This window comes from Syntrophales bacterium (assembly GCA_023229765.1).
Classification (GTDB): domain Bacteria; phylum Desulfobacterota; class Syntrophia; order Syntrophales; family UBA5619; genus DYTH01.
On sequence record JALNYO010000031.1, the window covers coordinates 1 to 26,666 of the forward strand.

A 26,666-nucleotide genomic window follows, 5' to 3' on the forward strand; every position below is an offset into this window, starting at 1 on the left:
TGCGGTTGGCGCAGGCGGTGGAGGCAGGGGCCGAGGAACTGGTAACGGCCTGTCCTTACTGCATCACCAATTTCGAGGACAGCCGCTTGAACATGCAGGATAGCGAAGCGCTGGCGATTAAAGATATTACGGAGATTATCCAGGGATTGATTTAGGGAGAGAAAAAACCTGATAAGGACAGAGAAAATGGGAAAAGAACCAGTTGCAGAACAGCTTTGCGGAAGTATCACAAACGGCAATTTTGGAGATGTAATGGTTGTCGGGGGAGGGGTCAGCGGCATTCAGGCGTCCCTCGATCTCGGCAATGCGGGATTCAAGGTTTATCTGGTTGAGACGTCGCCGACCATTGGCGGCCACATGTCCCAATTAGACAAGACCTTCCCGACCAACGACTGCTCGATGTGAATTCTTTCACCGAAACTGGTCGAGGTCGGCCGGCACCCAAACATAGAAGTAATGACCTACACGGATGTTGACAGTGTAGAGGGAGAACCCGGGGCCTTCAAGGCCACCCTGATTAAGAAGGCCCGGTACGTTAATGTGGACAAATGCACGGGCTGCGCCACTTGCGTGGAGTACTGCCCGGTGCGATTTCCTGATCCCTTCAATCAGCAGATATCATCGAACAAGGCCGTTCATATATACTTTGCGCAGGCGATTCCCTTAGTCACTTATATCGATGAAAGCTGTCTTTACCTGAAAGAGAAGAAATGTCGGGTATGCGAAGCGGTCTGTAAAAACAAAGCCATAGATTTCAATCAAAAGGCCGAGAAGGTGGAAATAAACGTCGGGGCGGTGATCCTTGCTTCCGGGTTGGAGCCGTTTGACCCCAGGCTCCGGGGCGAATATGGCTACGGAACGATGCCCAATGTAGTGACCAGTATGGACTATGAACGGCTGCTGTGCGCCACCGGTCCTTATGAAGGAGAGATACTGCGCGCTTCCGACAAGAAGCATCCCCACAAGATAGCCTGGATTCAATGCATCGGTTCCCGGCAGGTTGTTCCCGGCGGCAACAGCTATTGCTCCGCGGTATGCTGCACCTATACCCAAAAACAGGTGATTTTGACAAAAGAGCATGACGCGGATGCCCAGTGTACGATATTCCATAACGATGTTCGTTCCTACGGCAAGGATTTTGAGAGATACTATCAAAGAACCGAGAATCTTCCCGGAATTCGCTTTATCAGAAGCTATGTCTCAATAGGGAGAGAGATCCCGGGAAGCAGGAATGTAACCATCAGGTACTCTACCGCCGAGGAGGGTGTGAAAGAGGAAGAATTCGACATGGTGGTATTATCCGTCGGCTTGAATCCACCGGCCCTCGCTTCCAGCCTGAGCAGGAAATTCGGGATTGAGCTGGAAAGCCACGGATTCTGCAAGGTAAATGATTCCAATCCGATTGCGTCCACCAAACCCGGGATCTTTGTAAGCGGCGCCTTCCGGGGGCCCGTCGATATCCCTGAGTCCGTTTTTACCGCCAGCGGCGCTGTCTCCCAATGCGGCGAGCTTCTTGACTACCGGCGGGGGGAACTGTCCCGGGAAAGGGTATATCCGCCGGAGCAGGATCTCTCGCAGGAGGAGCCGCGGATTGGCATATTTGTCTGTCACTGCGGCGCCAACATCAGCAGAATCGTTGATGTCCCCTCCACGGTTGAATATGCCTTGAGCCTGCCCAATGTTGTCTATGCCCAGGAACAGCTTTTTTCCTGTGCTACCAATTCCGCTAAGGAAATAACAGACAAGATAAAGGAAAAAGGGCTGAATCGGGTCATTCTCGCCGCCTGTTCTCCCCGGACCCTGGAGCCGCTGTTCCGCGACACCCTGCGCGAGGCGGGTCTCAATCAATACTATCTGGACATGGCCAATATCAGGGAACATTGTTCCTGGGTTCATGCCCGGGAGCAGGAAGAAGCCACCCGAAAGGCGCAGGATATAATCCGGATGTCGGCAGCCCGGGCTAGAAATTTGGAGCCCTTGAAGGAATATAACCTGCCCATCAACAAAACGGCGCTTGTTGTGGGAGGAGGATTGGCCGGCATGACCAGCGCGCTTTCCATCGCCAACCAGGGGCACGAGGTTTACCTGCTGGAAAGGGAAAAAGAGCTGGGGGGGATGGCCCGCAGGCTTTACTATACGCTGGAGGGGTTGGACGTCCAGACTTATCTCCATGAGCTGATCCAGAAGGTTTATAAGCACCCGCTGATACATGTATATGCCGACGCCGTTATCACGTCTGTTGCCGGTTACATCGGAAGTTTCGTTACCCGTGTGAAGTTTGAGGGAAGGACCGCGGAGATTAAGCACGGCGTTGCCGTCCTGGCGATCGGCGCCGACGAATATAAACCCGTCGAATACCTCTATGGAGAAGACGAGCGAGTAATGACCCAGTTGGAGCTGGAGGAGAAGATCGTCAATAGGGATGAGCGGCTGCTCCATTCTGAGAGTCTGGTGATGATCCAGTGCGTGGGCTCCCGTGAGGAAGGGCGAAATTACTGCAGCCGGATCTGCTGCTCTCAGGCTATTAAAAACGCCTTGAAACTCAAAGAGATAAATCCCGGTATGGATATCTACATTCTGTTTCGGGATATGAGAACATACGGTTTCAGCGAGGATTATTACCGGGAAGCGGCGAATAAGGAAGTAAAGTTCATACGCTATGATCCGAATGACAAGCCCGTAGTAGAGGCTGCCATTGAGGAGGGGCGGCAGATTCTTCGGGTAACTGTAACCGATCCGGTGCTGGGAAAGAAGCTTGCCATAGACGCCGATTCGCTCGCTTTGGCCGCTGCCGTTATTCCCTCCCAGGGAACCAAGGAAGCAGCCGGATTTTTCAAGGTGTCAACGGGGCTGGATGGATTCTTTACGGAAGCCCATGTCAAATTGAAACCGGTTGATTTCAGCGCGGATGGCGTCTATCTCTGTGGAACTGATCACTATCCGAAACATATAACGGAAACCGTCAGCCAGGCTTATGGGGCGGCCGGTCGGGCCTTGAACCCCCTTTCACATGAAACAATCGTAGCCTCCGGCTCCGTTTGCGAGGTGGATGAGAACAGGTGCGTCTCCTGCGGGGCCTGCATATCTGTTTGCGCGTATGGCGCGATCGAGTTCAGCGGTGCGCTTCAGGGTACAAAGGCGCAGGTTAATCCCATCCTCTGCAAGGGATGCGGAATCTGCAACACGGTGTGTCCGACCGCGGCCATCCAACTGAAGCACTTTAACGATGAAGAAATACTCAGCCAGATCGATGCCGCGGCTGGCTATTAGTGAAAAGCGAAGTTCAATGTTCAAAAAGGGGGTGAAAGCTAATGAGCGCGGAAGTTAAATTCAAGCCCAAAATATTAGGCTTTGTCTGCCAGTGGTGAGGATACGGCGCTGCCGACCTGGCTGGAGTTTCCAGACTGCAATATACCACTGAAATGAGACTTATACGCGTCATGTGCACCGGCAGGGTTGATTTGTCGTTTGTGCTCCGCGCTTTATCCAAAGGAATGGATGGGGTGTTTATTATCGGTTGCAATCTTGGCGAATGCAACTACACCACTCACGGAAATTTCCATGCCTTGGGCATGGCGCTTCTCTGTAAAAAAATAATGGCGCATATCGGTATTGACCCGGAGCGGTTGAGGGTAGAGTATATGTCTTCCGGGGACGGGATCCGCTTTGCCGAGGTCATGAATGAATTTAGCAGTAAGATAAAACATTTAGGCCCACTCGGCAAGGGCGAGGGAATCGAAAAAGGTCTGTTGGCGCAAAAGCTTGAAGCAGTGTTAGCGATAACCCCGTTCATCCGGCTCTTGGAAAGAGAGCGTTTGCGAGTGCCTCTGCGGACGTCGGAAGAGTATTACAAATTTTTCGCCAGTGCAGATGTCAACAAAATATTCAAGGAGTTTATCGTAGATAAGCTGGCGATAAGCCAGATCATGCTGCTTCTGCGGGAGAAACCGATGCCGACTGGGGAAATTGCCCGGCGCATAGGGCTTACGCCCTCGGAAGTATCAAGGCACATGAACAGTTCGTCAAGACAGGGATTGGTCAGTTACGATGAAGGCCAAAAGAGCTACGCCCTGGCCTGACGTGCAGGAACAGGTTCGGTTCAGCGGAAGGAGAGGGTTGAAAAAGCGGTCATGGATATTGAGAAAGTAAATAAAATTATTGATAAACATCAGGGCGACGCCAGTTCGCTGATTCAGGTGCTGCTGGAGATCCAGAAAGAAAATCATTGGCTTCCCAAGGAAGCGTTGAAGATGGTCAGTGAAAAATTACAGATTCCGCTGACCCGGATACAGCATGTCGCGACCTTTTACAAAGCCTTCAGTCTGGTTCCGAAGGGGCGTCACGAAATTCACGTTTGCATGGGCACTGCCTGTCATGTCCGGGGAGCAATGCGCGTTCTGGACTCGGTGCAGGACCTGACCGGGATCAAACCGGGCGAGACGGACCTGGATCTGAAGTTCAGCTTGGAGACGGTGAACTGCCTTGGCTGCTGCGCCCTGGGGCCGGTGGTGGAAATAGATGGGACGACGCACGGCAAAATGACTCCGTCCATGACGGCAGACGCGTTAAAACATTACGAGTAGGATAATAAAACTATGGCGCAGATCAATTCACCCGCTGAGTTGGAAGACTTCAGAAGGGGCTTGTTGTCGAAAAGAGAGCAAAATAAACCCTGCATTACGATATGTTCCGGGTCTGCCTGCCGCGCTTCCGGCAGTGAGGAGGTCGCCGCGAGCATGGTTGGGGAGCTGGAAAAGCAGGGATTGAGCGGGAAGGTGGATATCCGGAAGACCGGATGCCACGGTTATTGCGAGCGGGGGCCGATTGCGGTTATCCATCCCGAGGAGATCTGTTATCTGCAGATAAAGACCGGGGATGTTGAGGAAATTGTTGCCCATGCCGAAGGCGATCACAAGCTCATCGAACGGCTTCTCTACACGGACCCGGACAGCGGCGAAAAGATAGCTCATGAATCGGAGATTCCCTTCTACAAAAATCAGGAGCGGCTTATTTTTGGCTCCAACGGCAACATAGATCCCAAGAGCATTGACGACTATCTGGCGCTGGGCGGTTACGCCGCGTTATCCAGAGCCCTTTTTCAGATGACCCCCGAGCTGGCATTGGATGAGGTAAAAAAATCCAACCTGCGGGGAAGGGGCGGCGGCGGTTTTCCGACGGGCAGGAAGTGGGAGGAATCCCGCAAGGCGCCAGGCGAGATAAAATATGTGATCGTTAATGCCGACGAGGGAGACCCCGGGGCTTATATGGACAGGAGCATTCTTGAGGGCAACCCCCATTCGGTTCTGGAGGGGTTGACGATCGGCGCCTATGCCGTCGGCGCCCACGAGGGTTTTATCTATGTTCGCCAGGAATATCCTCTGGCGGTAGAGAATGTGACGATGGCAATTGCGCAGGCCGAGGAGTATGGTCTGCTGGGGAAGAATATCCTCGGCTCCGGCTTTGATTTTACGGTCAAGGTGCACCGGGGGGCCGGCGCCTTCGTTTCGGGTGAATCGAGCGCCCTGATGACGGCTCTGGAAGGGAAGACGGGGGAACCCAGGCCGAAATACATCCACACCGCCGTCCGAGGGGTGTGGGACAGACCGAGCGTTTTGAATAATGTTGAGACATGGGCTACCGTGCCCATGATCATCAACCGGGGAGCTGACTGGTTTTGCGGGATTGGGACGGAGGGCAGCAAAGGGACGAAGATTTTCTCGCTGGTGGGCAAGGTGGTTAATACCGGTCTGGTGGAAGTCCCCATGGGGGTAACCCTGCGGGATATCATCTACAAGATTGGCGGGGGAATCCCCGGCGGCAAGAAATTCAAGGCTGTGCAGACGGGGGGGCCGTCCGGAGGTTGCATGCCGGGGGACCTGCTGGACATGAAGGTTGATTTCGATGAACTCGCCCGCGCCGGCTCGATGATGGGTTCCGGCGGGATGATTGTGCTCGATGAAGATACCTGCATGGTGGATGTCGCCCGGTACTTTCTGGACTTTCTGTCCGATGAGTCGTGCGGCAAATGCGTGCCCTGCCGGGAGGGCATCCGGCAGATGCTGAAGATTCTTATCAGGATCACTGAGGGGCAGGGAAAAGAGGGCGACATCGAGCTTTTGCAGGAGATAGCCGAAGTAACGAAGGATGCCTCGCTTTGCGCGTTGGGACGGTCGGCGCCGAACCCCGTTTTAAGCACAATCCACTACTTCCGGGAAGAATATGAGGCGCACATCCGGGATAAAAGGTGTCCGGCGCTCTCCTGCAAGAAGTTGATCTCGTACTATATAGACCCGAAAAAGTGCCAGGCCTGCATGATCTGCTTCAAACAATGTCCGGCCGGGGCGATTATCAGCGGCAAAAACCTGATCCACATCATTGACCAGAATAAATGCACAAAATGCGGAACTTGCCTGCAGGTTTGCCCGCCCCGTTTCGGCGCGGTGAAGAAGCTTTCCGGTGAGCTTGTTCCTGCGCCTGTTTCCGAGGAAGAAAGAACGATAAAGAGAGAGCGGAAGGAAAAATGAGCGAAATAACGTTGCAGATTGACGGCAGGGAAGTTGCGGCAAAAGAGGGGATGACCATTTTACAGGCGGCTCAGGAGGCGGGGATATCCATTCCGACGCTTTGTCATCACGAGAAACTGGAGCCTTACGGCGGCTGCCGGATTTGCTCTGTCGAAGTCGAAAATCGCGGTCGGACCAGCATTGTCGCTTCCTGCCTTTACCCGGTGGAAAAGGGGCTGGTTGTAAAGACGAGATCGGAGCGGGTTGATCGAATTCGCAAGATGATTTTGCAACTGCTGATGGCCCATGCCCCGTTTGCCCCTGAATTGCAAAGGCTTGCCGGGGAGTATGGCGCAAACCCGGACCGTTTTGAAAAAGAGTCCTCCTTCTGCATTACCTGCGGCCTGTGCGTAAGGTACTGCAACGAGGTAAAGAAAAAGAACGCACTCGGCTGGATTGACAGAGGAATAAGAAAAGAGATCAGCTTCATCCCGGAAATAGCCGCCCGGGAGTGCAACGACTGCAAGGAATGTTTTCCGCTCTGCCCGACCTCGTACCTGCAGGCAGCCTTCGTTCTGGTCGAAGCCCTTGCGTTTACGGACATTAAGTGCCGCTTCCCCTCCGCTTCATCCCAACCTGCGCCAATAAAATAGACAACGGAGGTAATTGCAAAACTCCCCATTCTTGTCATTCCCGCAACGATTCTGAGCGGGAAAACGAAGTTTAATGTTCATAATCTGGTTTTAACTGCTTGAAAAACCATATTCCCGATAGAGACATTATGAACATTAAGCTTCGCTTTCGGGAATGACAAATGGTTTTGCAATTGCCTCAACGCTTTGTAATTGTCAGACCAGCCCGCCTTGCCAGATGTTTGCAGTTTCGGTGGGAGGCGGCCGTCCGTCTCCCGGTATTCTTCAAAGCCTTCTGGACGAGGAAACGTTTTTTCGTGGATAATGCGCCCTCGCTCTTTTTGGCCGCCCTGGGCGCCAGCATTTATACTTTTGCTTGGGGCCGCTTTCTCGCAGGTGTTTTGCTGTGGCCGGTTTCTGCCCTGCTCCATCACATGGTTACGGTGATGGAGTTTGCCGGTTTTTAAACCTTTGACAAGAAATATTCGGTGGACTTTTCAGGATATTACGAGTATTTTCAATCGCACTGTGGAGTTATCAGGAGATGATTTTGGGGATGAGTGGGAACAAAAACTTGCTTCCTGTAATCCACAAATTTTCAACCACGACAAAAAACGCAAGCTTTCAGGGGGTAATCAATACCTGTCAGGCTACATTCCATTTGACATTTCCGTGGATACGCGGCATTACTTCCAATAGTTGAGACACCTCCAATAAGCGCTTTACCTTTCTTTCCATCTGTCATCTTTTCTGATGACACGGGGGACAAGATGAAAGATCTATCCGGACCAAATCAAGAACTGCTCGAAGAGAATTCCTTATTGAAGCAGAGAATCCAGGAACTGGAACAATCGGAAGCAGAGCGCTGGCAGGCGACGGCATTACTTCGACAGGAACGTGATTTGTATCTGGATCTGGTCAACAATCAACCTGCGGGGATATATCGTATTCGGGTATTTCCAAGAGAACAGTGGCAAAAGGATGCATGGAGCAGTTCGGAATACTTTCCTCATTGCGTAGAGCTGGTCAGTGACCGCTTCTGTGAAATTCTGGGGATTAACAGGCAGCTTTATGAAACCAACCCCCGTATAATCTTCGATCTGGTTCATACCGAAGACAAAGCAGAATGCGTCCGCAAGAACGAAGAAGCCAATGCTAAGCTGATTCCCTTTCAGTGGGAGGGGCGTGTGTTTGTCGGAGGGGAAATTATCTGGGTTCATTTCGAATCGCTCCCCCGACCCATCGAAAACGGTGATGTTCTCTGGACAGGCATCCTCTATGACATCAGTGAGAAAAAGCAGGCGGAGGCATCGCTGCGGGAGAGCGAGGAACGGTATCGGACCTTGGTGGAAAATGCGAGCGACATCGTCTTCGGATTGGACGACACCGGACACATAACCTTTGTCAATCCGGCGGGACTCCGCATTATGGGATACGAAGAAAAGGAAATTATCGGAAGGCATTATCCGACATTTATCCGCCCGAACATGCGAGAGGAAGCCATGAAGTTTTTTGGCCATCAGTTCGTGAAGGGGATTCCCAATACCTACTCCGAATATCCCGTTATCGTGAAAGATGGCCGCGAGATCTGGTTCGGGCAAAACACCCAGTTGATCTTTCAGGACGGCAAGGTGGTTGCCTTTCAGGCAGTGGCCCGCGACATCACCGAACGTAAGCGGATAGGGGAGGCTCTTCAGAACAGTGAAAACAGATACCGGGAACTCAGCATCGTCGATGATCTCACCCAACTCTACAATTCCCGGCATTTTTACTTTCAGCTTAAAATCGAATTAGACCGGTCGAACCGCTATGAACAGCCTTTAACCCTACTCCTGCTGGATCTCGACAATTTCAAGGTATTCAACGACGCTTACGGCCATGTCGAGGGAGACCAGGTCTTGATGCGACTCGGCCAGGTGGTGAAACGATGCCTGCGCGAGACGGATTTCGCTTTTCGGTATGGCGGCGAAGAATTTACGATCCTGCTGCCGATGACGACAAGCGCGGATGCCGCCATTACAGCGGAAAGAATCCGGACGGAATTCAAGAAAGAGACATTTTCGCCGGTACCGGGTGAAGACGTCCATGTGACGTTGAGCATCGGTCTTGCGCAGTACAAGCCGCAGGAAGCGATGAAGGCGTTCGTTCACCGGGCAGACCAGCTCATGTACCAGGGGAAAAAGAACGGGAAAGACAGGGTTTGTTCTAAGTCATAGTTTCAAGCAGAGTTCAAAGTGTAATCCTCACTTCAAGTCCAACCCCAAAATCATTGATAGGTGAGGTGATTTAGAATCCCCTTCCCCCTGATTTCAAAGGCATTTTCACCCCACCCTTTTTCATTTCAAACCAACGGATCGGCAAGCCGTTGCCGATTAGCCCGACATATTCAATCAATGAGTATTGGCCCGAAGGAAGAAAAAGCATCTCCAGAATCCTGTGCCGACTCTGGGGATGGCTCCAAGCCAACGGCGCCACCAAAGACATGGCCTGCCGGGAGCTTCTTCTCACCTTGGAACGCATGGGACACAAAACGAAGGAGTATCTCTTGTGGATTCTCAACATCAGCCGTTTGCCCTGTTTTGTTGCGCATCAAGCCGTTTGCGGCCCCGTACCTTGATAGCTTCCACGTCTAAAGGGGTTGCTTCACCGCTATCCAAACCTTTCTTTATTTCTGCCCTAAGTTCTTCAACGCGCAAGGAATGTCTTCGATCTCGCTCTTCAAGAAGGCGCAAGGCATCGCGCATAACTTCGCTTGCGGAACCATAAAGCCCACTCTCCACCTTATTTTTCACCAGTGTTTCAAGTTGTGGCGTAAGAGAAATGTTCATTGTCTTATCTCCTTTGAGCTTTACGATAACATAGAATAACAAACTTTGCTATAACAAATTTAAGCCCGAAGGGTAAGTGATGCGCCTTGTAAATGAATGCGAGAAGGGCAAATCTTTTACCACACTCAGGGTGGCTAACAGCTTCCTGAAAGCAGTAAAACAGCAACCTTGAAGAAAATTCTTGATTTCGAACCAATTGCAAAACTCCTTGTCATGCCCGAATGGTTTTGTAGGGCATCCATGATTTCAAGTAGTTAAAAGCTGGATTATGAACATTAAGCTCCGCTTTCCCGCCCAGAAGCGTCGCGGGAATGACAGCATTGGGAGTTTTGCAATTGGCTCTTTCGACTGGAAATAGAGCGCATTACCTCTAAATGGGGTGGCTAAAGTTAAAAGAGGACAGGACCTCTTTGACCAGGGAGTAGGGATCGGTTTTTCCGGCGCGGATGGCTTCGATATATTGGCGTTTTTTCCCCGTGCCCTTGAGTCCGGCAAAAACCACCTTTTCCACTTCGTCTTTGAAAATCAGCCCCAGTTCCTGCTCGATTCGCTGGGCTTGCACCTCATCGATTTTACGTGTTTCGTGCAGGTATGACTGATGGTCCATGACGGCCTGCACCAGTTCATCCACCCCTTGGACGTTCATGGATTTGGATGCGCAGGCGATGGTGGGAACGACCCGGGGGATCCAGCCCTTTTTCTCCGCCAGTCCGTAATGGATGGTCGCTTCCAGGCTTCGCAGGCAGAAGTTGGCCCCGTCCAGGTCGGCCTTGTTCAGGACGATGATGTCGGCGATTTCCATAATGCCGGCCTTCATGGCCTGGATGTCGTCGCCCATGCCGGGGGTCAGGATCAGCAGGCAGGTCTGGGCCACGTGGATGATGTCGATTTCGTCCTGGCCGGCGCCCAGTGTTTCGATGATGATGATTTCGTTCCCCATGGCCTCCATGACTCGGACCACATCCGCGGTGGCCCGGTTCAGCCCGCCCAGATAGCCCCGCGAACCCATGGACCGGATGTAAACGCCGTCATCCAGGGAGTGGTTCTGAAACCTGATCCGGTCCCCCAGGAGTGCGCCGCCGGAAAAAGGGCTGCTGGGGTCGACGGCCACCACCCCGACCTTTTTCCCCATGGCCCGAAAGCGACCGATCAGGTGGTCGATAAGGGTGGATTTGCCGCTTCCGCCCGATCCGGTCAGACCGACGATCATGGACTGTCCGGTGTGAGGGAAGATCATCTTCATCATGTCGTTGGCCTGAGGAGCGCGATCCTCGATCATTGTGATCATGCGGGCCCCCGCCCGGCGGTCGCCGCCAAGCAGCCTTTCGACCAGTTCTTCCGGGGTCAGATTATTCTTCCTGCTCATAAAGCGACCTTCCTGCCGACGTTGTTTATGATGTAGCTCACAAACACCTCGGCCAGCGATCCTCCGCGGAAGACCTCGTCAATGCCCATTTCTTTCATGGTCGGGATGTCTTCGGGGGGGAAAGAGCCGCCGGCGACGAAAAGAACGTCATCCATACCCCGCTTCTTCATTTCTGCGACGATCAACGGCGTGAAAACCAAATGCTCGCCGGAAAGGTAACTCACCCCGATTACATCCGCGTCCTCGTCAAGCGCAGCTTTGACGATGCTCTCGGGTGTCTGGTACATGCCAAGATACACAACTTCCATACCTGCTTCCCGCAGCAGGGAGGCGACCACCTTAACTCCGCGGTCATGGCCATCCAGCCCGACCTTGCTGATAATCACTTTGATCTTTTCTTCGCTCATCTGCCTGGCCTCCGAAAATTGAAATCACTTAAATGGGGATTCGATGATGTTCAGCGGATCGTAGGAATAGCCGAAAACTTCGCGCACAGTCCCGAGCAGTTCGCCGGTGGTGGCCATGGCCTGAGTGGCGTTGATCATAGCCGGGATGGTGTTTCTGCCTGCGGCGGCATCTTCACGGAGCCTGTCTATAGCCTCTTCCAGCTTTATTTTGTCACGGCTCAGCTTGAACTTGCGCACACCCTCGATCTGGTCCTTGGACGAGTTTTCGGAAATGCGCTGCACGCCCAGCGGCGTGGTCTTTTCCGGTTCGGTCGTGAAGACGTTGACCCCGACTACCAGCTTTTCCAGGTTGTCCAATTCCTTCTGTCGCTTGAGCGCTTCCTGCTCAAAGCGGCTGTCCAGCCATTCGCTGCGGATAGCCTCCTCCGTGCCGCCGATGTCTTCCACTTCCTTCATGTACCGCAAGGCCTCTTCCTCGATTTTGTCGGTCAGGCTCTCTACATAATAGGATCCGCCCAGCGGGTCGGCCACATTGGTCACGCCTGTTTCGTAGGCGATTATCTGCTGAGTGCGCAAGGCCTGCAGGTGTCCTTTTTCCGTGGGAAGGCACATGGGTTCGTCATAGGAGCAGCAATGCAGGGACTGGACACCGCCGAGTACTGCGGTCAGGGCTTCGTAGGCGATACGGACCAGGTTGTTCAGCGGTTGCTGAGGGATAAGCGAGCAGCCGGCCGTGTGGACGGCAAAGCGGAAATGCATGGACCGCGGGTCTTTGGCCCCGTACTTTTCCTTCATCAGCCTGGCCCACATGCGTCGTGCGGCCCGGATTTTGGAGATTTCTTCAAAAATGTCCATGTGGCAGGAGACATAAAAGGTGAACCTCGGCGCAAATGTGTCAATGTTGAGGCCCCGGCGGATAAGCTCGTCGATGTAGCACATGGCGATGCCGAAGCCGTAGGCGATCTCCTGAGGCGCGGTGATGCCCTGCTCGCGCAGGTCGTACATGTTGACCGTGGTGTAATACCATTTGGGCATCTCCCGGGTGCAGAACTCCATGACGTCGGAGCCCAGCTTAATGGACAAATCGAGAGGGCAGGCGGGGCTGAACCCGCAGTAACGGAAGTGAATGGGGTCGTTTTGAATGGAGCCATGCAGCTTGCTGATGTCATAGCCCTTGTTCCGGGCCACGGCCACGTACTGGGCCATGGTCGCCGCCGCAGCGGTGGATGCGGTGATGAGCGACCAGCTAACCTTGTCGAGAGGGATGTCCCCGATCAGGGTTTCCATGTCCTTGATGTGCGAGATGTTGACCCCGGTCAGGCCGACCTCGTTATGAGCCCTGGGGTGGTCCGCATCCAGACCCATTTCATAGGTAACGTCGGCGATGGTGTTAAGGCCGGTCCCGCCGTTCTCGAAGCAGTAGGCGGCCCGCTCGTGGGTGTCCGCCGGCGACCCGATGCCGACGACTTCCCGGCGGGTCCAATACCGGCCCCGGAACATGTTGCGGTGCAGCCCGCGGGTGAAGGGGTACTCGCCGGCGTCGGCTATGTTTGCCTGGTAATTTTCCGCGGCCCGGTCGTCCGGCGTATAAATTTCCTTGACGTCGTACCCGGACCAGGTTTTCGTGCTGGCCGGTTTTTCGTAATATGCCTGAAGATAAACGTCCCAGTTGATTTTCTGATCTTCCCTGTCCGATTTATCGGTGCTCATGGCAATTCTCCTTTTCAATCCGGAAGTGTTATTCTAAAGCGAAAAGCTCAGCCGGTACGCAATCACCCCTCGGCGGGAGCTGATTTCCGTGAGGTGGAGGTTCAACCTTGACTTGCACTTGCTTACTGTATTATATTGTGACTGACTGGTTAGTAATAATAACTAACTGGCGAGTAACGTAGCAAAGAGAAAAATCCGTGTCAAGCATTTTTTAGCCTCAACTGAAAATATTTTCGGCTCATCATGGAATGACGGATAATACTATGGAACAGCAAACCGACTTCAAGAGTCTGGACAAAAGCCTGCGCAAGCAGATGGTCATCGACACGGCCATTACCATATTTCACCGGAAAGGTTACCGCACGGCCACCCTCGACGATGTGGCCCACGAACTGGGGGTGAGCAAGGCCGCCCTTTATCACTATGTGTCCTCAAAAGAAGCTCTGCTTTCCCTGATCTACATTCAGTCGATGAAAAGCTTTTTCGCCAACGCCAGCGATATCGAAGAAATGGATCTGGCGCCGCCCGAGAAGCTCCGCTTTTTCATCAGGAGCCACATCCGGAACATCGTTGTCAGCAACCTGCACATGTTCGCCGTCTTCTTCAGCGAAGAAAACCAGTTGCCGGAAAAGCAGTTTCAGGAAATCCGCGAAGAAAAACGAAAGTATTCCAAGATCGTTGAAAGGATCATCGCCGAAGGCATCGAACAAGGCTGCTTCCGCCCTTTGGATCCCAAGCTTCAGGCCTTTGCCATCATCGGCATGTGCAACTGGCTTTACAAATGGTATAAGCCGGACTGCGGGGGCAAATCGCCCGAGGAAATCGCCGATCATTTTCTTAACTTTCTGGAAAACGGATATTTGCAGCCGTCGCAGGGCGAAGAAGCCGCAGAGACAAAAACGAACAAGCGGGATAAAAAAAAGTTAGACAGGAAACTCCAGATAGTGGAGGAATTGAAGGAGAGGACAGAAGGGCTTTCCAGCCTGCTGATTGATTTGGAGAAATCTTTTTAGAGGATAATTATCGATGAAAACCGATCTATTCTACTATACGGGCACAGGCAATTCGCTCTGGACAGCCCGGATGCTGGGAAGCGCAATGGGCGACGCCGAGATCATCCCGATATCGAACACTTCCAGGGATTCGGTCGTGAGCGGGGCCGAGGCGATCGGAATCATCTTTCCCGTTCACATCTGGGGGCTGCCGCGCAGGGTCATTGCCTTTGTAGATGCGCTGGAGAAAAACGGGTCCCGGTACTACTTTGCCATAGCCGTCAACGCGGGACAGGTCGCCGCCACGTTGATTCAACTGAAGAAAAGAATGCAGGCCCGGGGATTATCGCTTTCCGCCGGATTCGAGCTGGCAATGCCGTCCAACTATATTCCCTGGGGCGGTCCCGGACCAAAAGAGAGGCAAATCCGGCAGATCGAGGTGTCACGAGACAAGATTGGCAGGATTGCAGCTTCCTGCGCAGCGAGAAAGAAACTACCGGTAGAAAAAGGCCCATTGTGGCAGAACATTTTTTTTACCGGGCTCAATCGGCTCTCCTTCTCCCGCATTCCAATGATGGACCGAAGCTTCTGGGTCGATGAAAAATGTAACGGTTGCGGCATCTGCAAGTCAATCTGCCCGTCCGGAAACATCGACATTCCAGAAGACACACCGATCTGGCTGCACCACTGCGAACAGTGTCTCGCCTGCATCCAGTGGTGTCCGCAGGAGGCGATTCAGTTCGGCAGGAAGACTCCCCGCTACAAGCGCTATCACCATCCGGAAATAACCTTGCGGGACATGCTCTCCGTTGGGCCGACGCGAAAATAAATAGCAGGTACTGCTGGCTATTGATAAGTTGGAGGTTGAACATGCCGCTGAAAAATGATCCCGATAAACCCGGCTCCCGCTGAGCCGCGTTTTATGTGAAGGTATGTTACGGATGGAGCAACGAGAACTATTTCAGTAACCCTGTGTGGCGGAATTCCCGCTGGAAGCTTCCCCCGGGCCGATACATAGTCCGGGTCGAAATACGAACGCAAGGTCAGAAGTCTGTGCAGTGCTTTCGATTCTGTAATGAAGGTACTCTGGATAGTTTTCGGTTTGAGCCACAGCAACCTGGAGACGAAAAGAAAATACAGCCAAGGATCACATAACCCGGCGCTTCACCGGATCGGCGGGAAAGGGCGCCCGCCTTCCGGTGAGCTTCCCGTTGGACGTAAATAAAAAACAAAAATTTACAACAGAGGAGGTAATTGCAAAACTCCGTGTCATGCCCGAATGCTTTTGTCGGGCATCCATGATTGCAAATAGTTAAAAACTGGATTATGAACATTAAACTTCGTTTTCCCGCCCAAAAGCGTCGCGGGAATGACAGCGTTGGGAGTTTTGCAATTCGCTCAGAGGCGAATTTAATTTGACAAGGTATATACTGCGATATACACTTATTGCGGAGGTGCGGGATGCAAACAGCGAAATTATTTCAAAATGGGCGCAGTCAAGCGGTTCGTGTGCCCAAAGAATACAATTTTGAAGGGACAGATGTGTTAATTCAAAAAATTGGCGAATCGGTCATTCTGTTTCCTAAAACCCGCGTTTGGGAAACATTTCTTCATGGTCTTTATGGGTTTACCGATGATTTCATGGAAAACGGAAGAGACCAGCCACAAATGCAGGAGAGAAAGGGTCTGTAATGTATTTGCTTGATACAAACACCTGCATTTTTATCAAGAACAAAAAGCCTCTCCGTGTCTTGGAGAAATTACGCAGTGTTATTGAAAAAAACGTTTATCTATCCAGCATCACGGTAGCCGAATTGCAATTTGGCGTTTACAACAGTCAAAACATTGAAAAAAACAGAATTTCATTGACTGAATTCCTGGTATAAATATTCCGACATCCTAACTGGAGTTCTTCAAGGATTTAAGAGTGATAAAGGTTGCCCTGAGCGGTTGGCGCCTTGAGCAGACTTACCTTGGGAGGGAAAAAGCTATGGCGACAAATCACGATTTAATTTCTCCTTGCGGTCTTTATTGCGGTGTATGTGCCATTTACATTGCCCATCGCGATAATAACAGCAGACTAAAGGAAGGTTTGGTAAATCTCTACAAGGGGGGAACTTCCGGCAAAGGCGCACTCCCCAACAGCGAATCCCTGTCAATCGAAGACATTCGCTGCCAGGGCTGCTTATCCGCTGAACGATTTATGCATTGCAGCCAATGTGAGATCAGAAACTGCACAAAAGAGAAGGGGTACGACGGGTGTCATCAATGCAATGAATTCCCGTGTCAGCACATTGACAATTTCCCCATGGCTGTCGGCAGAAAGGTCATCCTCCGGGCTGTCCCGTATCGGCGTGAGTTTGGCACTGAAAAATGGATACGGGACGAAGAGGCGCGCTATATATGCCCTGAATGCGGTAATAGAGTTTTTCGCGGTGCGATGAAATGTAATAAATGCAAGGCGCCGTTAGACCTGGACTAACAAATTAGCTTAAGTGGGCATAACGAAGGTATGGTTCGGGTTGCCGCCAACCGCTGGCTTTTCCCTGCCGACCGTTCGCTAAAAGAGAAAAATAATGCTAAAGAGCCAATTGCAAAACTCCCAACGCTGTCATTCCCGCGACGCTTCTGGGCGGGAAAACGAAGTTTAATGTTCATAATCCAGTTTTTAACTATTTTAAATCATGGATGCCCGACAAAAGCATTCGGGCATGACACGGATTTTTGTAATTACCTCAAAAAAGAAAGGGATTTAACTATATGGAAATGACAAACCCGTCTTTTCCTTCTGATTTTATCAGAGACAGCATTGATGACGATATCAAATCCGGCAAGTGTGCGGGGCCGGTAGCGACCCGCTTCCCGCCGGAGCCCAACGGCTATCCCCACATAGGTCATGCCAAGTCGATCTGCCTGAATTTCGGGATTGCCGCCCAGTATGGGGGAACCTGCAATCTGCGGCTTGACGACACCGATCCGAGCGGAGAGGGCATGGAGTATGTGGAGGCGATTATCCGCGATGTGAAATGGCTCGGTTTCGACTGGGGAAACAGGCTCTATTTCGCCTCCGATTATTACGAAAAATTGTATCAGTATGCGGTTGAACTGATCAGGAAGGGCCATGCCTATGTATGCGATTTGAACGCGGACGAGACGCGCGCGTACCGGGGGACGCTGACTGAACCGGGGAAGGAAAGCCCTTTTCGCAGCCGGTCAGTAGCGGAAAATCTGAATCTTTTTGAGGGGATGAGGAATGGAGAATTTGCCGAGGGGGCGCGCGTTCTGCGGGCCAAAATAGATATGGCTTCGTCGAACGTGGTTATGCGCGATCCGGTTATCTACCGAATCAAAAAGAGCAGCCACTATCGCACCGGGGATAGGTGGTGCATTTATCCGATGTATGATTTCGCCCACTGCCTTTCCGACTATAGCGAAGAGATAACCCACTCTCTTTGCACCCTTGAATTTGAAAACAACCGGCCCCTTTACGAGTGGTTTCTGGAGAAACTGGTCGAACTGCCGCATCCGCGACAGATTGAGTTTGCCCGCCTGAACTTGAGCTATACGGTGATGAGCAAACGCAAGCTAATGGAATTAGTTGAGAAAAACATGGTGAAGGGGTGGGATGACCCCAGGATGCCGACCCTTTCCGGGATGCGCCGCCGGGGTTACACGCCGGAGGCGATCCGAAATTTTTGCGATATAATCGGCGTTTCCAAAAACGACAGTCTGATTGACATGTCGTTTTTGGAGAACTGCGTCCGGGATGATCTGAACGAGAAAGCGCCTCGGGTAATGGCGGTGCTGCGCCCGCTGCGCGTTGTGATCGACAACTATCCGGAGGAACTTGTTGAGGAGTTTGATTGTCCGTACCATCCGAAGAACCCCGCGATGGGCTCGCGGAAGGTGCCGTTCTCACGGGAGCTGTTTATCGAAAAAGACGATTTTATGGAGAATCCACCCAAAAAATTCTTCCGGCTTGCCCCCGGCAAAGAGGTGCGCCTTCGCTATGGCTATTTCATCCGTTGCGTTGATGTTGTCAAGGACAATGCGACCGGCGAGGTGATCGAGGTCCACTGCACCTACGATCCGGCAACTAAGAGCGGTTTTGCGCCGGACGGACGGAAGGTCGAGGCAACGATTCACTGGGTGTCGGCAGCCCACTCCATGCCGGCGGAGGTAAGACTCTATGATCGACTGTTTAATGTCGCCGAGCCGCTTGCGCAGGAAGGCGACTTCATCACCTATATGAATCCGGGTTCAATGGAGGTCATCACTTCCTGCCGCCTGGAGCGAAGCCTTGCTGATGGCAAAACGGGGGAACATCTCCAGTTTGAGCGCCTGGGCTATTTCATTGCTGACCCGGAAGATTCCGCGCAAGGGGCGCTTGTCTTCAATCGAACGGTTACCCTGAGAGATTCCTGGACCAGGATTGCCGGCAAAACGAAATAGCCAGCCTTCAGCGGAGGAAATTGACGATGCGGGCGGAGATCGCCCTCTTCAGCGTCATTGCAATGCCGACAAGATAATCTTTTGTGCCGTAATACTTGTCCGTTGCGGAGACGATCCATGCCTCCGGATAAAGCGGGGGGATGATGGTCAGCGGCCACATATGCCGGAGGATAATGTCTTCCTCTTTTTTTGTTAAGGGTATGACTTTTCTTGCGTTTTCGAGGGCGATGCGGGGATGTCTGAACCCGTGCCAGCGCGGTCCCTCACGCAGCCAGTCGTAGTGAAAAAGGTCGTGCAGAAGCGCCCCCCTCGCAATCATCCGGGTGTCAAGATTAAATTTTCTGGCGATTCGAAAGCTTAACCACGCCACGTCCAGGCAGTGTTCCAGACGGTTTTTCTGGTAGTGGTGAAGGTGCTTTTCCAACGCGCCGACAAGGGGATCATTCAGAAGTGGTTCTATGATGTTCAAAAATTCGCGTTTGCTTGCCCTTGCGTCGCTGCGCCTTTTCTCCCCTGCCTCGGCGCCCAATTGGTCGCCTTTTATCAGGAAATCCACCATGATAATCTCCAGAAGCAGCAGGGCAAAAATGGTCATCGGCATGGTGAATTCCCGATAAAGGAGCATCGAAGGCGGGAGCAGAAAATATTCCAGGAGAAAGGCCAGGGCCACCCAGTACAGTGAAAACTTCAGGCACACATAGCCGCGTATCGACCAGGGGCCGTCGCTATAGTTCCACAAGCGAATGTTAAAAAACCGATCCAGCGACCAGCCGGCGAATAACTCCAGCAGCGTCGTGGTCGCTATGTAGATAATGGCCTTGGCTGCTATATGGATGGCGAGCAGAAGCGGTTTCAGCAGCACTACCTGCTCCTCTCCCGGTAAATAAGATAAAAATCCCAAAATGATAAAAACAAATGAATAATCAGATATTTGAGGTCTGACCAGACTAATCAGGACTGCCCCGAGACCGTATATGGGCAGATAGGGCCCGGTCAGAAATCCTGGATTGATCAGACGCCGCATCTTTAGCGACCGGTAAACGCTTTCGAGAAGCCAGCCGGCAACGGAGAACAGGGCAAATACGAACACCATCTCGATTATTTGGATCTGCATGGATCAGGTTCTCCCTTCTTTGGATGATAAAAGGCCATGACACAGTATATCGAAAAGGGACGCCGCTTCTGAGTCTGTATCTGCCAGCTTTGCCGGCAGGTCTGGCTGGTCATCGGCGGGCGAGGAGAACCCCCGCATAAGGTAGCCGATGAGTTTTGAAGCTTTAGCCATATCCTGGGCCGGGAATAAACCTTCAGTGGCCCCTTGCTCGAGGATTCCTTTCAGCAGCCGCTCCTGCGCGGAGAAAAAATGCTCCCTGGCGGCGGCTATTCTGGACACAAAACGGTAAGATTGGCTATATTCGTCGGCAAACAGCAGGGATTCTTCCCTGACCATTTTCAGACTTTCCTTTATGAAGGCATTGAGTTTTTCGAGCGGCGAAGGCAGATCTGCAACCGCCTGGCTTACCCGTTCCGCCATAAGACCGATTTTTCTGTCGAGCGCCTCTGTGTAAACCTGATCCTTGCTTCCGAAATAGTTGTAAATGGTCGCCTTGGCAACCATTGCGGCGCGGGCGATGTCGTCAATGTTGGTCTTATTTATGCCGTGACGGCGGATCATCTTCCAGGCCGTTTCCAGGATGGCTTCTTTTATGTTGGTTTTCATGGTTTATGTCTCGGCATTGCAATATTGTACTTTTTACGTCTAAAAGTATAAACAACAGATATTAAGATGTCAAGGATTTTTGCTGACCGATATTTCTCTTGACAAGCTTAACCCTCTTGGTTACGGTGCAAGCCTGCAAAGAAATGACGATTTCCGGCAAGCGGCGAATGAAGAGGTAAATGTTTATGACCGCTCAATCCGCTCAGACTAAGCACCCAACACCTGTATCGATCGATGATCTATGGGGCGGGCTGGCCGCCATGTTGGTGGCGCTGCCGTCATCAATAGCCTTTGGCGTCCTCGTTTACTCTGCCCTGGGAACCGGGTACGCAGGGGAAGGGGCCTTGGCGGGGATCATTGGCGCTGCCGCAATCGGACTTATTGCACCGCTTTTCGGGCGGACAAACGGACTGATCTCTGCCCCCTGTGCGCCGGCGGCTGCTGTCCTGTCCGCATTAGTAGTTGGTCTTCTTGCGGGGGGAGATGGCGGCGGGCTCAAACCGGTTGATATACTTCCGCTTATGGCTTTAACCGCTTTATTTTCAGCCGGGTTTCAGGTCTTTTACGGGGCAATCGGCGGAGGGAGATTGATCAAATATGTCCCTTACCCGGTTGTCAGCGGATATTTATCAGGGGTGGGGGTCATCATCGCCCTGGGCCAGCTTCCCAAACTATTCGGTTTTCCCAAGGCAACTCCACTTTTCCAGGGGCTGATTTCACCAGAACTCTGGAAATGGCAGAGCCTCCTGGCAGGGATTGTCACAATAGCGGTAATGGCCATTACGCCGCGAATTACCAAAAAGGTGCCGGCCGCCATCCTGGGGCTCTTGGGCGGGATTGTAACCTACTTCGTTCTCGCTACGTTTTCCCCGGAACTGCTGAGTCTGCAGAATAACCCGCTTGTAATCGGGCCAATCCATGCCTCCGGTTCATTCTTGGGGGCAGTCTCCGGGAGGTTGGCATCCCTTTTTTCCGTGAACGTTACATCAATCAAGATTATCCTTGTTCCGGCCCTCACCCTTTCGGTGCTGCTGTCAATCGACACTCTTAAAACCTGCGTAGTGCTCGACGCCCTGACGCGCAGCCGACACAAGTCAGATCGCGAGCTTATAGGTCAGGGAATCGCAAACGTGGTATCATTTCTTGCCGGCGGCATGCCCGGCGCCGGAACCATGGGGCCTACCCTCGTTAATGTGACCAGCGGCGGCCGGACGTATCGCTCAGGGGTAATCGAAGGTGCACTTGTGGTTATGACCCTTCTCTTGCTGGGCAAACTTGTTGCATGGGTGCCAATTGGCGCGCTTGCAGGCATTCTGTTGGCAATATCCTGGAGGATGCTTGACTTCAGGAACATGTCCCGGCTGCTGCGCCATCCTGCCGGGCGCTTGGACTTCGCCGTGATTGCATTTGTTATCCTCGTCGCCGTCACCGTTGACCTGATTGCGGCTTCGGGGGTCGGGATAGCACTGGCAATCATCTTGTTTATCCGTGATCAGATTCGTGGTTCGGTCATCCGCAGGAAGAGGGGGCTGGACCAGGTATCCTCAAAGACCAAACGTCTGGATGTGGAACGAGAGATTCTGAGGCAATCCGGCGGCCAGGCAGTCTTTTGCGAGCTGCAGGGCAATCTGTTTTTTGGCACTACGGACCAGCTTTTTACGCAACTGGAGAGCGATCTTCGAACAAAGCGCTTTATTCTCCTCGATATGCGTCGCGTCCAATCAATGGATTACACGGCGGCTCATCTTTTCGAACAGATGCAGGCCCAATTGGAGGAACGCGGAGGGCGCCTGCTGTTCACAGGCATGCCGTCAACGCTTTATGACCAGCGTGACTTCGAGCGTTACCTGGCGCAGTTGGGCGTTGTCAGACAGGGCGGCGGCGTTATGATTTCCGAGACACTCGATGGCGCGCTGGAATGGATGGAGGAGCGCATTCTGGAGGACTCGCACATAGCGCAATCAGGCAGCGAGCAGCCTCTTGAACTGAAGGACTTCGAACTGTTTCACCAATTCGACGAGAGTACGCTCAGTGAGCTGGCGTCTTGTGTAACGGAGTTGTCGGCGCCGCAGGGACAGAAGGTCTTCTCCCAGGGCGACCCTGGAGACAAGATATTTCTGGTACGACGGGGAAGTGTCCGGATACTGCTGCCCCTGAAAGGGAACACCCAACATCACCTCGCCACGATTGGCCAGGGAGACTTCTTCGGCGAGCTCTCATTTCTGGACGGCAGCATTCGTTCGGCCACCGTCGAGGCGAAAGTCCCGACCGATCTATACGCACTTTCCCGATCCAGTTTTAACGCCCAGAGCCATGCCAACCCTGTTTTTGGAGTCCAGGTCTTTGCCCGACTGGCACTTGCTATTGCCAAACGCCTTCGCCACACCGACGCCGAGTTGCAGGTACTTGAAGAGAGATGACAATCCTCTCAACATGCATCTTCCTGCCAAGATTTTTTAAAGAGAAGTCTGCCTGCGCGGATCGAGGGTAAGGAAGGAATCCCACAGCGGCAGCTTTCCGAATAGAAACCCCTTGCCCGACAACCGTTACCACTGCCACCTGAAGAAGGGCCACCCAACGTACGTGGCGATATGGGAAGTGGCGGACAAAGAAATAAGATTGATCGAGGTGATTTATGCAGGCACACACGAAAAAGCACCCTACTGAAACCGTTGAACTGCGATTCATCGGGCCGATTGTGAACATAGCGCGGGCCATTGAAAGCCTGAAACCCCTGGGGTTCGTGGACACGTCGGATTCTGTCCCGTGGCGGGAGGCCTACCCCGAATTTTCGGAAGTGCAGCTCGTCGGCAAGGCTTTGGCCGGCGCGAGATACCGGGAAGGGCTGACACAGATAAAACTTGCCGAACTGACCGGTATCCCGCAGCGGCATATTTCCGAAATGGAGAACGGCAAACGTCCCATCGGCAAAGAGATGGCGAAACGACTGGGAAAGGCCCTGAACATCGGGTACAAGGTGTTTCTGTAGGAAGAAAAGGCGGGGGATGGGAGCTAACCGGTTAAAGTGAATTATTCGTTGAAAAAAGTGTTCGATCCCGTTCAAGCACACGACGTCCTCTCTGGAAGTGAGCTCAGCAAGCCGAGCATCGCTGCAACCGAAAAGCCTGGTCATGATTTCCGCCTTCCTATAGACCCATTCTATTGACATGAACGCCGGTTATTCGGGCTTATCCCGTGCATTGGTAGCGTGTATGTTTTAGGGCGCTGCTCTTACCGATTTCACCTGCCTGGACCAGTCTTTTCAGCGTATCCTGCAAAGTTCTTCGGGGGATTTCCCTGCGTCTTTAACCTGAGAGCTTGATTGCTCTTATGGGTCTGTGGCATAAATATCATCGAGGGACTGTCGGGCTTCCTGATAGATCCTGGCGGAAAGCCAGAGTGATGAGGTTTCAAGATCGTTTAATGCCCGCTCCGTTCCTGCCCGCGACATATATCGGTGGGTGGCATTCCAAAGGATAATGCCCAGGGATCCATGCACTTCCATGCCCAAGAGGGAGACAAAAAGTCGCGTCGCCGAATCGTCGGTCAGAAACCAGTCGGCCTTTTCTCTGCGGGCAAGCACAACGGCTTCCGCCTCGCCTGCATGAAGATCGCCGACCTCTTTCCACATCCCGGCTTCTCGTTGCTCATGAGGGGATAGGCTTATAATCCGAAGCCACTCAGGCCAGGGGTCTTTCATGTGGAGGGCGGCTTGAACTTCGTTGAAGACGAGCTGTGGCAGGTAAAGAGCCTGAGCAAGGCCAGGCAATGGGCCTCGTAAAGATGAATGATAGGCCCGGCATCGCAGACGACGGTTTTCATTTGGCCGCATGAGCCTCTTTGATGGCCCAGGCGATGTCTTCCCGGGCGAAGCGTTCCATCAGGTCAACCCGGTTGCGACGGACAAATTCCGACATGGCCGCCAGGACGACATCCGGCTCGGACATGAAAAAACCGGACTGGACATAATCATGGATGCGCTCGGCCAGATGGTCCGGCACGGTGATCGATAGCGTTTTCACGAGCGGTTACCTCCCTTCTTCTAAAATATCCGAGTGGCTACCTTATCAGTCTTTGTGTTTATCCGCAAGCCCCACCGAGCCCGCCCCACCGAGCCCGCCGGTCACGGATACCTGATGAATCCATTTGGGCTGTAACGAGTCTTTTGCGATCATATCCAATTACCGGCATTATTCATTTATTTTTGCCGCTAATTTGATTGCGCGCGGGTCCACTCCGCTTTCCGCTTTGGCGAGCGGAGGCTGAAGGTCAAAGTCGATTTTGTCTGGAATTATTTATCCCCACCCTTACCCTTTGGGGCCGGTGGGCCTGACCTTGTTGAGATAAATCACGTTACCCGCCTGTTGCCCATAACCGGAGGGCTCCCCCTCTTGCAGAAGCAGTTGCTGGAAGACCTCTTTCGGGGAACGATATTCCAGGTACGACATCGGCGTTTCGTTCAGGTAAAACGAAACATCAAGGGGCGTCAGTTGTCCCTCTTCAAGGCGGAACTTGGACTGAAAAATGAGATCGTTCATGGAGCCCAGGATACGTCGATCGATGATCTTGGAAAAGAAGGTATCCCGGTCCTGCCACGGCAGGTCCTTCGCCACTCTCAGATGATTCCATTGCCCGGCCATGAATGCTTGCAGTCCGGTCCTGACCGACTGAATGAACTGCCGATCGGTCGTTATCCCCCGCCCAGGCATGATCAGGGAATACAGAGATTCGGTGTTGGTCACCAGGATATATTGCGTGCGCTGGAGGAGGGTGTGTTATTCAATAATTATTGAATAACAAGGACGGGTGTGGTACTCTGTTCAATAATTCTTGAATAAGCGGAGGGGAGATATGCAAAGAAGCGGTGGTTATGTGAAGCAAACGACCGGGTATCGGGCATTTATCCCAACGCCGCTACCCCCCAAACCTGCCGTGAAGATTGAGGGGGAACTTCAGAATCTGCTTTCCCGTGCCGACATGGCCCTTGCCCGGTTGGACGGTGTGGCGCAAATGCTCCCCAATGTTGATCTGTTTATCGCGATGTACGTCAAAAAAGAGGCCCTCTTGAGTTCGCAGATCGAGGGGACGCAGGCTTCCCTGGACGATCTGTTCGCCTATGAAAGCGGGGACAAACTTGAGAATCTGAACGATGTGACGGAGGTGGTGAATTACGTCAAGGCGATGAATTACGGGCTTGACCGTCTTCAGAGCTTGCCGATGAGTCTTCGCCTCATCAAAGAGATCCACGCCATTCTCCTTGAGGGCGTTCGGGGCAGCGAAAGACTGCCCGGTGAATTCAAACGATCGCAGAACTGGATCGGCCCCCCCGGCTGCACCCTCAACGAGGCGTCTTATGTGCCTCCTCCTCCCCATGAAGCGCTTGAAGCCATGGGGGCACTGGAGCACTATTTTCACGGCAAGGAGCGGTTGCCGATCCTTGCCGATTGCGCCCTTATTCACTACCAGTTTGAAACAATCCATCCCTTCCTCGACGGCAATGGCCGTATCGGGCGTCTGCTGATCACGTTCTACCTGTGCTGGAAGGGGGTTTTACACAAGCCGCTCCTGTACCTGAGCTACTATTTCAAGAAAAATCGCCGGGAATACTACGATCGTCTGAACATGGTCAGGGAGACGGGCAATTATGAACAGTGGGTGGATTATTTCCTCAAAGGGGTTGTGGATATTGCCGGCGCCGCGATGGATACGGCCAGGCAGATCCTCGAACTCCAGACCAAGCATCGCCGTCTGTTGTGGGAGAAAAAGATTTCCTCTTCGCTTGCCGTCGGGATTCTGGAGCAGTTATTCTATACGCCCACAGTTTCCATCGCCCGGATAGCCGAGCGGTTCAAAGTATCCTACCAGGCGGCGTCCACACTTGTGGCGCAGTTGGAAAAAGCCCAAATCCTCAGGGAAACCACAGGGCGGAAGCGTGACAAACGCTACGTTTACAGCGATTATCTGCATATCCTCGCCGATGGGACAAAGAGCTGAGAGCCGCGCCTCTTGCTTGACATTATGAGAGTGAACTCGATAATTGATGGGCTGCCGGCCAG

General features: G+C 52.7%; 26 protein-coding genes and 1 pseudogene. 17 read left to right on the forward strand and 10 right to left on the reverse strand.

All coding sequences use genetic code 11. The features are described from left to right. Positions 1-252: 252 nt before the first annotated feature. From M0P74_13675 to M0P74_13710, 8 genes and pseudogenes are all read left to right on the forward strand, one after another. Positions 253-2,463 (forward strand): annotated as a pseudogene (locus M0P74_13675) (FAD-dependent oxidoreductase). 126 nt (positions 2,464-2,589) lie between these two features. Then, entirely contained in the window at positions 2,590-3,270 is a 681-nt protein-coding gene (locus tag M0P74_13680) for a 4Fe-4S binding protein (protein ID MCK9364633.1), read from the forward strand. A gap of 152 nt (positions 3,271-3,422) precedes the next feature. Next, positions 3,423-4,079 carry a hydrogenase iron-sulfur subunit gene (locus M0P74_13685; GenBank protein MCK9364634.1) on the forward strand — a complete coding sequence of 219 codons (657 nt, stop codon included), beginning with the start codon at positions 3,423-3,425 and terminating at the stop codon, positions 4,077-4,079. A gap of 51 nt (positions 4,080-4,130) precedes the next feature. Beyond that, positions 4,131-4,583: an NAD(P)H-dependent oxidoreductase subunit E gene (locus tag M0P74_13690; protein ID MCK9364635.1), complete on the forward strand. Its 453-nt coding sequence runs from the start codon at positions 4,131-4,133 to the stop codon at positions 4,581-4,583. A gap of 12 nt (positions 4,584-4,595) precedes the next feature. Then, the gene (locus M0P74_13695; GenBank protein ID MCK9364636.1) at positions 4,596-6,524 is read left to right on the forward strand and encodes a 4Fe-4S binding protein; all 1,929 of its coding nucleotides are present in this window, start codon (positions 4,596-4,598) and stop codon (positions 6,522-6,524) included. After that, entirely contained in the window at positions 6,521-7,156 is a 636-nt protein-coding gene (locus M0P74_13700) for a 2Fe-2S iron-sulfur cluster-binding protein (protein MCK9364637.1), read from the forward strand. Before M0P74_13695 ends, M0P74_13700 begins: the two co-directional genes overlap by 4 nt. 296 nt (positions 7,157-7,452) lie before the next feature. Then, positions 7,453-7,602 carry a hypothetical protein gene (locus M0P74_13705; GenBank protein MCK9364638.1) on the forward strand — a complete coding sequence of 50 codons (150 nt, stop codon included), beginning with the start codon at positions 7,453-7,455 and terminating at the stop codon, positions 7,600-7,602. 303 nt (positions 7,603-7,905) lie between these two features. After that, complete coding sequence (locus tag M0P74_13710) at positions 7,906-9,351, forward strand: diguanylate cyclase (protein MCK9364639.1); 1,446 nt, start codon at positions 7,906-7,908, stop codon at positions 9,349-9,351. 70 nt (positions 9,352-9,421) lie between these two features. On the opposite strand, the gene M0P74_13715 is transcribed toward M0P74_13710, so the two are convergent. The 5 genes from M0P74_13715 to M0P74_13735 form a co-directional block, all read right to left on the reverse strand. After that, positions 9,422-9,697 (reverse strand): hypothetical protein, encoded by a 276-nt coding sequence (locus M0P74_13715; GenBank protein ID MCK9364640.1) that lies wholly within the window; start codon positions 9,695-9,697, stop codon positions 9,422-9,424. After that, positions 9,697-9,963, reverse strand: coding sequence for a type II toxin-antitoxin system ParD family antitoxin (locus tag M0P74_13720; GenBank protein MCK9364641.1), 267 nt, complete (start codon positions 9,961-9,963; stop codon positions 9,697-9,699). The genes M0P74_13715 and M0P74_13720 overlap by 1 nt, the downstream gene beginning before the upstream one ends. Positions 9,964-10,333: 370 nt before the next feature. Beyond that, positions 10,334-11,329: a methylmalonyl Co-A mutase-associated GTPase MeaB gene (gene meaB / locus M0P74_13725; GenBank protein ID MCK9364642.1), complete on the reverse strand. Its 996-nt coding sequence runs from the start codon at positions 11,327-11,329 to the stop codon at positions 10,334-10,336. Then, positions 11,326-11,736 (reverse strand): cobalamin-dependent protein, encoded by a 411-nt coding sequence (locus tag M0P74_13730; protein ID MCK9364643.1) that lies wholly within the window; start codon positions 11,734-11,736, stop codon positions 11,326-11,328. The genes meaB and M0P74_13730 overlap by 4 nt, the downstream gene beginning before the upstream one ends. A gap of 24 nt (positions 11,737-11,760) precedes the next feature. After that, the gene (locus tag M0P74_13735) at positions 11,761-13,446 is read right to left on the reverse strand and encodes a methylmalonyl-CoA mutase family protein (GenBank protein MCK9364644.1); all 1,686 of its coding nucleotides are present in this window, start codon (positions 13,444-13,446) and stop codon (positions 11,761-11,763) included. Positions 13,447-13,709: 263 nt separating this feature from the next. Between M0P74_13735 and M0P74_13740 the strand changes: the two genes are divergently transcribed. The 6 genes from M0P74_13740 (at position 13,710) to M0P74_13765 (ending at position 18,890) form a co-directional block, all read left to right on the forward strand. Further along, complete coding sequence (locus M0P74_13740; protein ID MCK9364645.1) at positions 13,710-14,459, forward strand: TetR/AcrR family transcriptional regulator; 750 nt, start codon at positions 13,710-13,712, stop codon at positions 14,457-14,459. Positions 14,460-14,472: 13 nt separating this feature from the next. After that, the gene (locus M0P74_13745) at positions 14,473-15,267 is read left to right on the forward strand and encodes an EFR1 family ferrodoxin (protein ID MCK9364646.1); all 795 of its coding nucleotides are present in this window, start codon (positions 14,473-14,475) and stop codon (positions 15,265-15,267) included. Between the two features lie 632 nt (positions 15,268-15,899). Further along, positions 15,900-16,130, forward strand: coding sequence for an antitoxin (locus M0P74_13750; protein MCK9364647.1), 231 nt, complete (start codon positions 15,900-15,902; stop codon positions 16,128-16,130). A 298-nt stretch (positions 16,131-16,428) separates the two neighbouring features. Continuing rightward, the gene (locus M0P74_13755) at positions 16,429-16,920 is read left to right on the forward strand and encodes a DUF3795 domain-containing protein (protein MCK9364648.1); all 492 of its coding nucleotides are present in this window, start codon (positions 16,429-16,431) and stop codon (positions 16,918-16,920) included. 30 nt (positions 16,921-16,950) lie between these two features. Beyond that, the gene (locus tag M0P74_13760) at positions 16,951-17,208 is read left to right on the forward strand and encodes a hypothetical protein (protein ID MCK9364649.1); all 258 of its coding nucleotides are present in this window, start codon (positions 16,951-16,953) and stop codon (positions 17,206-17,208) included. Beyond that, positions 17,199-18,890, forward strand: a complete 1,692-nt coding sequence (locus M0P74_13765; GenBank protein MCK9364650.1) for a glutamine--tRNA ligase/YqeY domain fusion protein — start codon at positions 17,199-17,201, stop codon at positions 18,888-18,890. The genes M0P74_13760 and M0P74_13765 overlap by 10 nt, the downstream gene beginning before the upstream one ends. A 7-nt stretch (positions 18,891-18,897) precedes the next feature. Here the strand turns inward: M0P74_13765 and M0P74_13770 are convergent, their stop codons facing one another. Next, positions 18,898-20,004 carry an HD domain-containing protein gene (locus M0P74_13770; protein ID MCK9364651.1) on the reverse strand — a complete coding sequence of 369 codons (1,107 nt, stop codon included), beginning with the start codon at positions 20,002-20,004 and terminating at the stop codon, positions 18,898-18,900. Positions 20,005-20,007: 3 nt separating this feature from the next. Then, complete coding sequence (locus tag M0P74_13775; GenBank protein MCK9364652.1) at positions 20,008-20,610, reverse strand: TetR/AcrR family transcriptional regulator; 603 nt, start codon at positions 20,608-20,610, stop codon at positions 20,008-20,010. Between the two features lie 185 nt (positions 20,611-20,795). On the opposite strand from M0P74_13775, the gene M0P74_13780 reads away from it, so the two are divergent. Both M0P74_13780 and M0P74_13785 read left to right on the forward strand, forming a co-directional pair. After that, positions 20,796-23,030, forward strand: a complete 2,235-nt coding sequence (locus M0P74_13780) for a SulP family inorganic anion transporter (protein ID MCK9364653.1) — start codon at positions 20,796-20,798, stop codon at positions 23,028-23,030. A 215-nt stretch (positions 23,031-23,245) separates the two neighbouring features. Next, the gene (locus M0P74_13785; protein MCK9364654.1) at positions 23,246-23,599 is read left to right on the forward strand and encodes a helix-turn-helix domain-containing protein; all 354 of its coding nucleotides are present in this window, start codon (positions 23,246-23,248) and stop codon (positions 23,597-23,599) included. A 339-nt stretch (positions 23,600-23,938) separates the two neighbouring features. Here M0P74_13785 and M0P74_13790 read toward each other — a convergent pair whose 3' ends face one another. From M0P74_13790 to M0P74_13800, 3 genes are all read right to left on the reverse strand, one after another. Next, positions 23,939-24,241: a hypothetical protein gene (locus tag M0P74_13790; GenBank protein ID MCK9364655.1), complete on the reverse strand. Its 303-nt coding sequence runs from the start codon at positions 24,239-24,241 to the stop codon at positions 23,939-23,941. A 187-nt stretch (positions 24,242-24,428) separates the two neighbouring features. After that, on the reverse strand, positions 24,429-24,632 hold the full coding sequence (locus M0P74_13795; protein MCK9364656.1) for a hypothetical protein: 204 nt from the start codon (positions 24,630-24,632) through the stop codon (positions 24,429-24,431). A 285-nt stretch (positions 24,633-24,917) separates the two neighbouring features. Further along, on the reverse strand, positions 24,918-25,352 hold the full coding sequence (locus M0P74_13800; protein MCK9364657.1) for a hypothetical protein: 435 nt from the start codon (positions 25,350-25,352) through the stop codon (positions 24,918-24,920). A gap of 109 nt (positions 25,353-25,461) precedes the next feature. Here M0P74_13800 and M0P74_13805 point away from each other — a divergent pair, with 109 nt between their 5' ends. Then, positions 25,462-26,604, forward strand: a complete 1,143-nt coding sequence (locus M0P74_13805) for a Fic family protein (protein MCK9364658.1) — start codon at positions 25,462-25,464, stop codon at positions 26,602-26,604. Positions 26,605-26,666: the final 62 nt, after the last annotated feature.

Coding starts and splice junctions, on each gene's coding strand:
- M0P74_13685 (MCK9364634.1), top strand. CDS start 3,423: ATGAGACTTATACGCGTCATGTGCACCGGCAGGGTTGATTTGTCGTTT.
- meaB (MCK9364642.1), bottom strand. CDS start 11,329: ATGAGCAGGAAGAATAATCTGACCCCGGAAGAACTGGTCGAAAGGCTG.
- M0P74_13760 (MCK9364649.1), top strand. CDS start 16,951: ATGGTTCGGGTTGCCGCCAACCGCTGGCTTTTCCCTGCCGACCGTTCG.
- M0P74_13785 (MCK9364654.1), top strand. CDS start 23,246: ATGCAGGCACACACGAAAAAGCACCCTACTGAAACCGTTGAACTGCGA.
- M0P74_13720 (MCK9364641.1), bottom strand. CDS start 9,963: ATGAACATTTCTCTTACGCCACAACTTGAAACACTGGTGAAAAATAAG.
- M0P74_13805 (MCK9364658.1), top strand. CDS start 25,462: ATGCAAAGAAGCGGTGGTTATGTGAAGCAAACGACCGGGTATCGGGCA.
- M0P74_13770 (MCK9364651.1), bottom strand. CDS start 20,004: ATGCAGATCCAAATAATCGAGATGGTGTTCGTATTTGCCCTGTTCTCC.
- M0P74_13700 (MCK9364637.1), top strand. CDS start 6,521: ATGAGCGAAATAACGTTGCAGATTGACGGCAGGGAAGTTGCGGCAAAA.
- M0P74_13755 (MCK9364648.1), top strand. CDS start 16,429: ATGGCGACAAATCACGATTTAATTTCTCCTTGCGGTCTTTATTGCGGT.
- M0P74_13730 (MCK9364643.1), bottom strand. CDS start 11,736: ATGAGCGAAGAAAAGATCAAAGTGATTATCAGCAAGGTCGGGCTGGAT.
- M0P74_13690 (MCK9364635.1), top strand. CDS start 4,131: ATGGATATTGAGAAAGTAAATAAAATTATTGATAAACATCAGGGCGAC.
- M0P74_13680 (MCK9364633.1), top strand. CDS start 2,590: ATGAGAACATACGGTTTCAGCGAGGATTATTACCGGGAAGCGGCGAAT.
- M0P74_13790 (MCK9364655.1), bottom strand. CDS start 24,241: ATGTGGAAAGAGGTCGGCGATCTTCATGCAGGCGAGGCGGAAGCCGTT.
- M0P74_13715 (MCK9364640.1), bottom strand. CDS start 9,697: ATGTTGAGAATCCACAAGAGATACTCCTTCGTTTTGTGTCCCATGCGT.
- M0P74_13750 (MCK9364647.1), top strand. CDS start 15,900: ATGCAAACAGCGAAATTATTTCAAAATGGGCGCAGTCAAGCGGTTCGT.
- M0P74_13775 (MCK9364652.1), bottom strand. CDS start 20,610: ATGAAAACCAACATAAAAGAAGCCATCCTGGAAACGGCCTGGAAGATG.
- M0P74_13740 (MCK9364645.1), top strand. CDS start 13,710: ATGGAACAGCAAACCGACTTCAAGAGTCTGGACAAAAGCCTGCGCAAG.
- M0P74_13780 (MCK9364653.1), top strand. CDS start 20,796: ATGACCGCTCAATCCGCTCAGACTAAGCACCCAACACCTGTATCGATC.
- M0P74_13765 (MCK9364650.1), top strand. CDS start 17,199: ATGGAAATGACAAACCCGTCTTTTCCTTCTGATTTTATCAGAGACAGC.
- M0P74_13745 (MCK9364646.1), top strand. CDS start 14,473: ATGAAAACCGATCTATTCTACTATACGGGCACAGGCAATTCGCTCTGG.
- M0P74_13695 (MCK9364636.1), top strand. CDS start 4,596: ATGGCGCAGATCAATTCACCCGCTGAGTTGGAAGACTTCAGAAGGGGC.
- M0P74_13710 (MCK9364639.1), top strand. CDS start 7,906: ATGAAAGATCTATCCGGACCAAATCAAGAACTGCTCGAAGAGAATTCC.
- M0P74_13735 (MCK9364644.1), bottom strand. CDS start 13,446: ATGAGCACCGATAAATCGGACAGGGAAGATCAGAAAATCAACTGGGAC.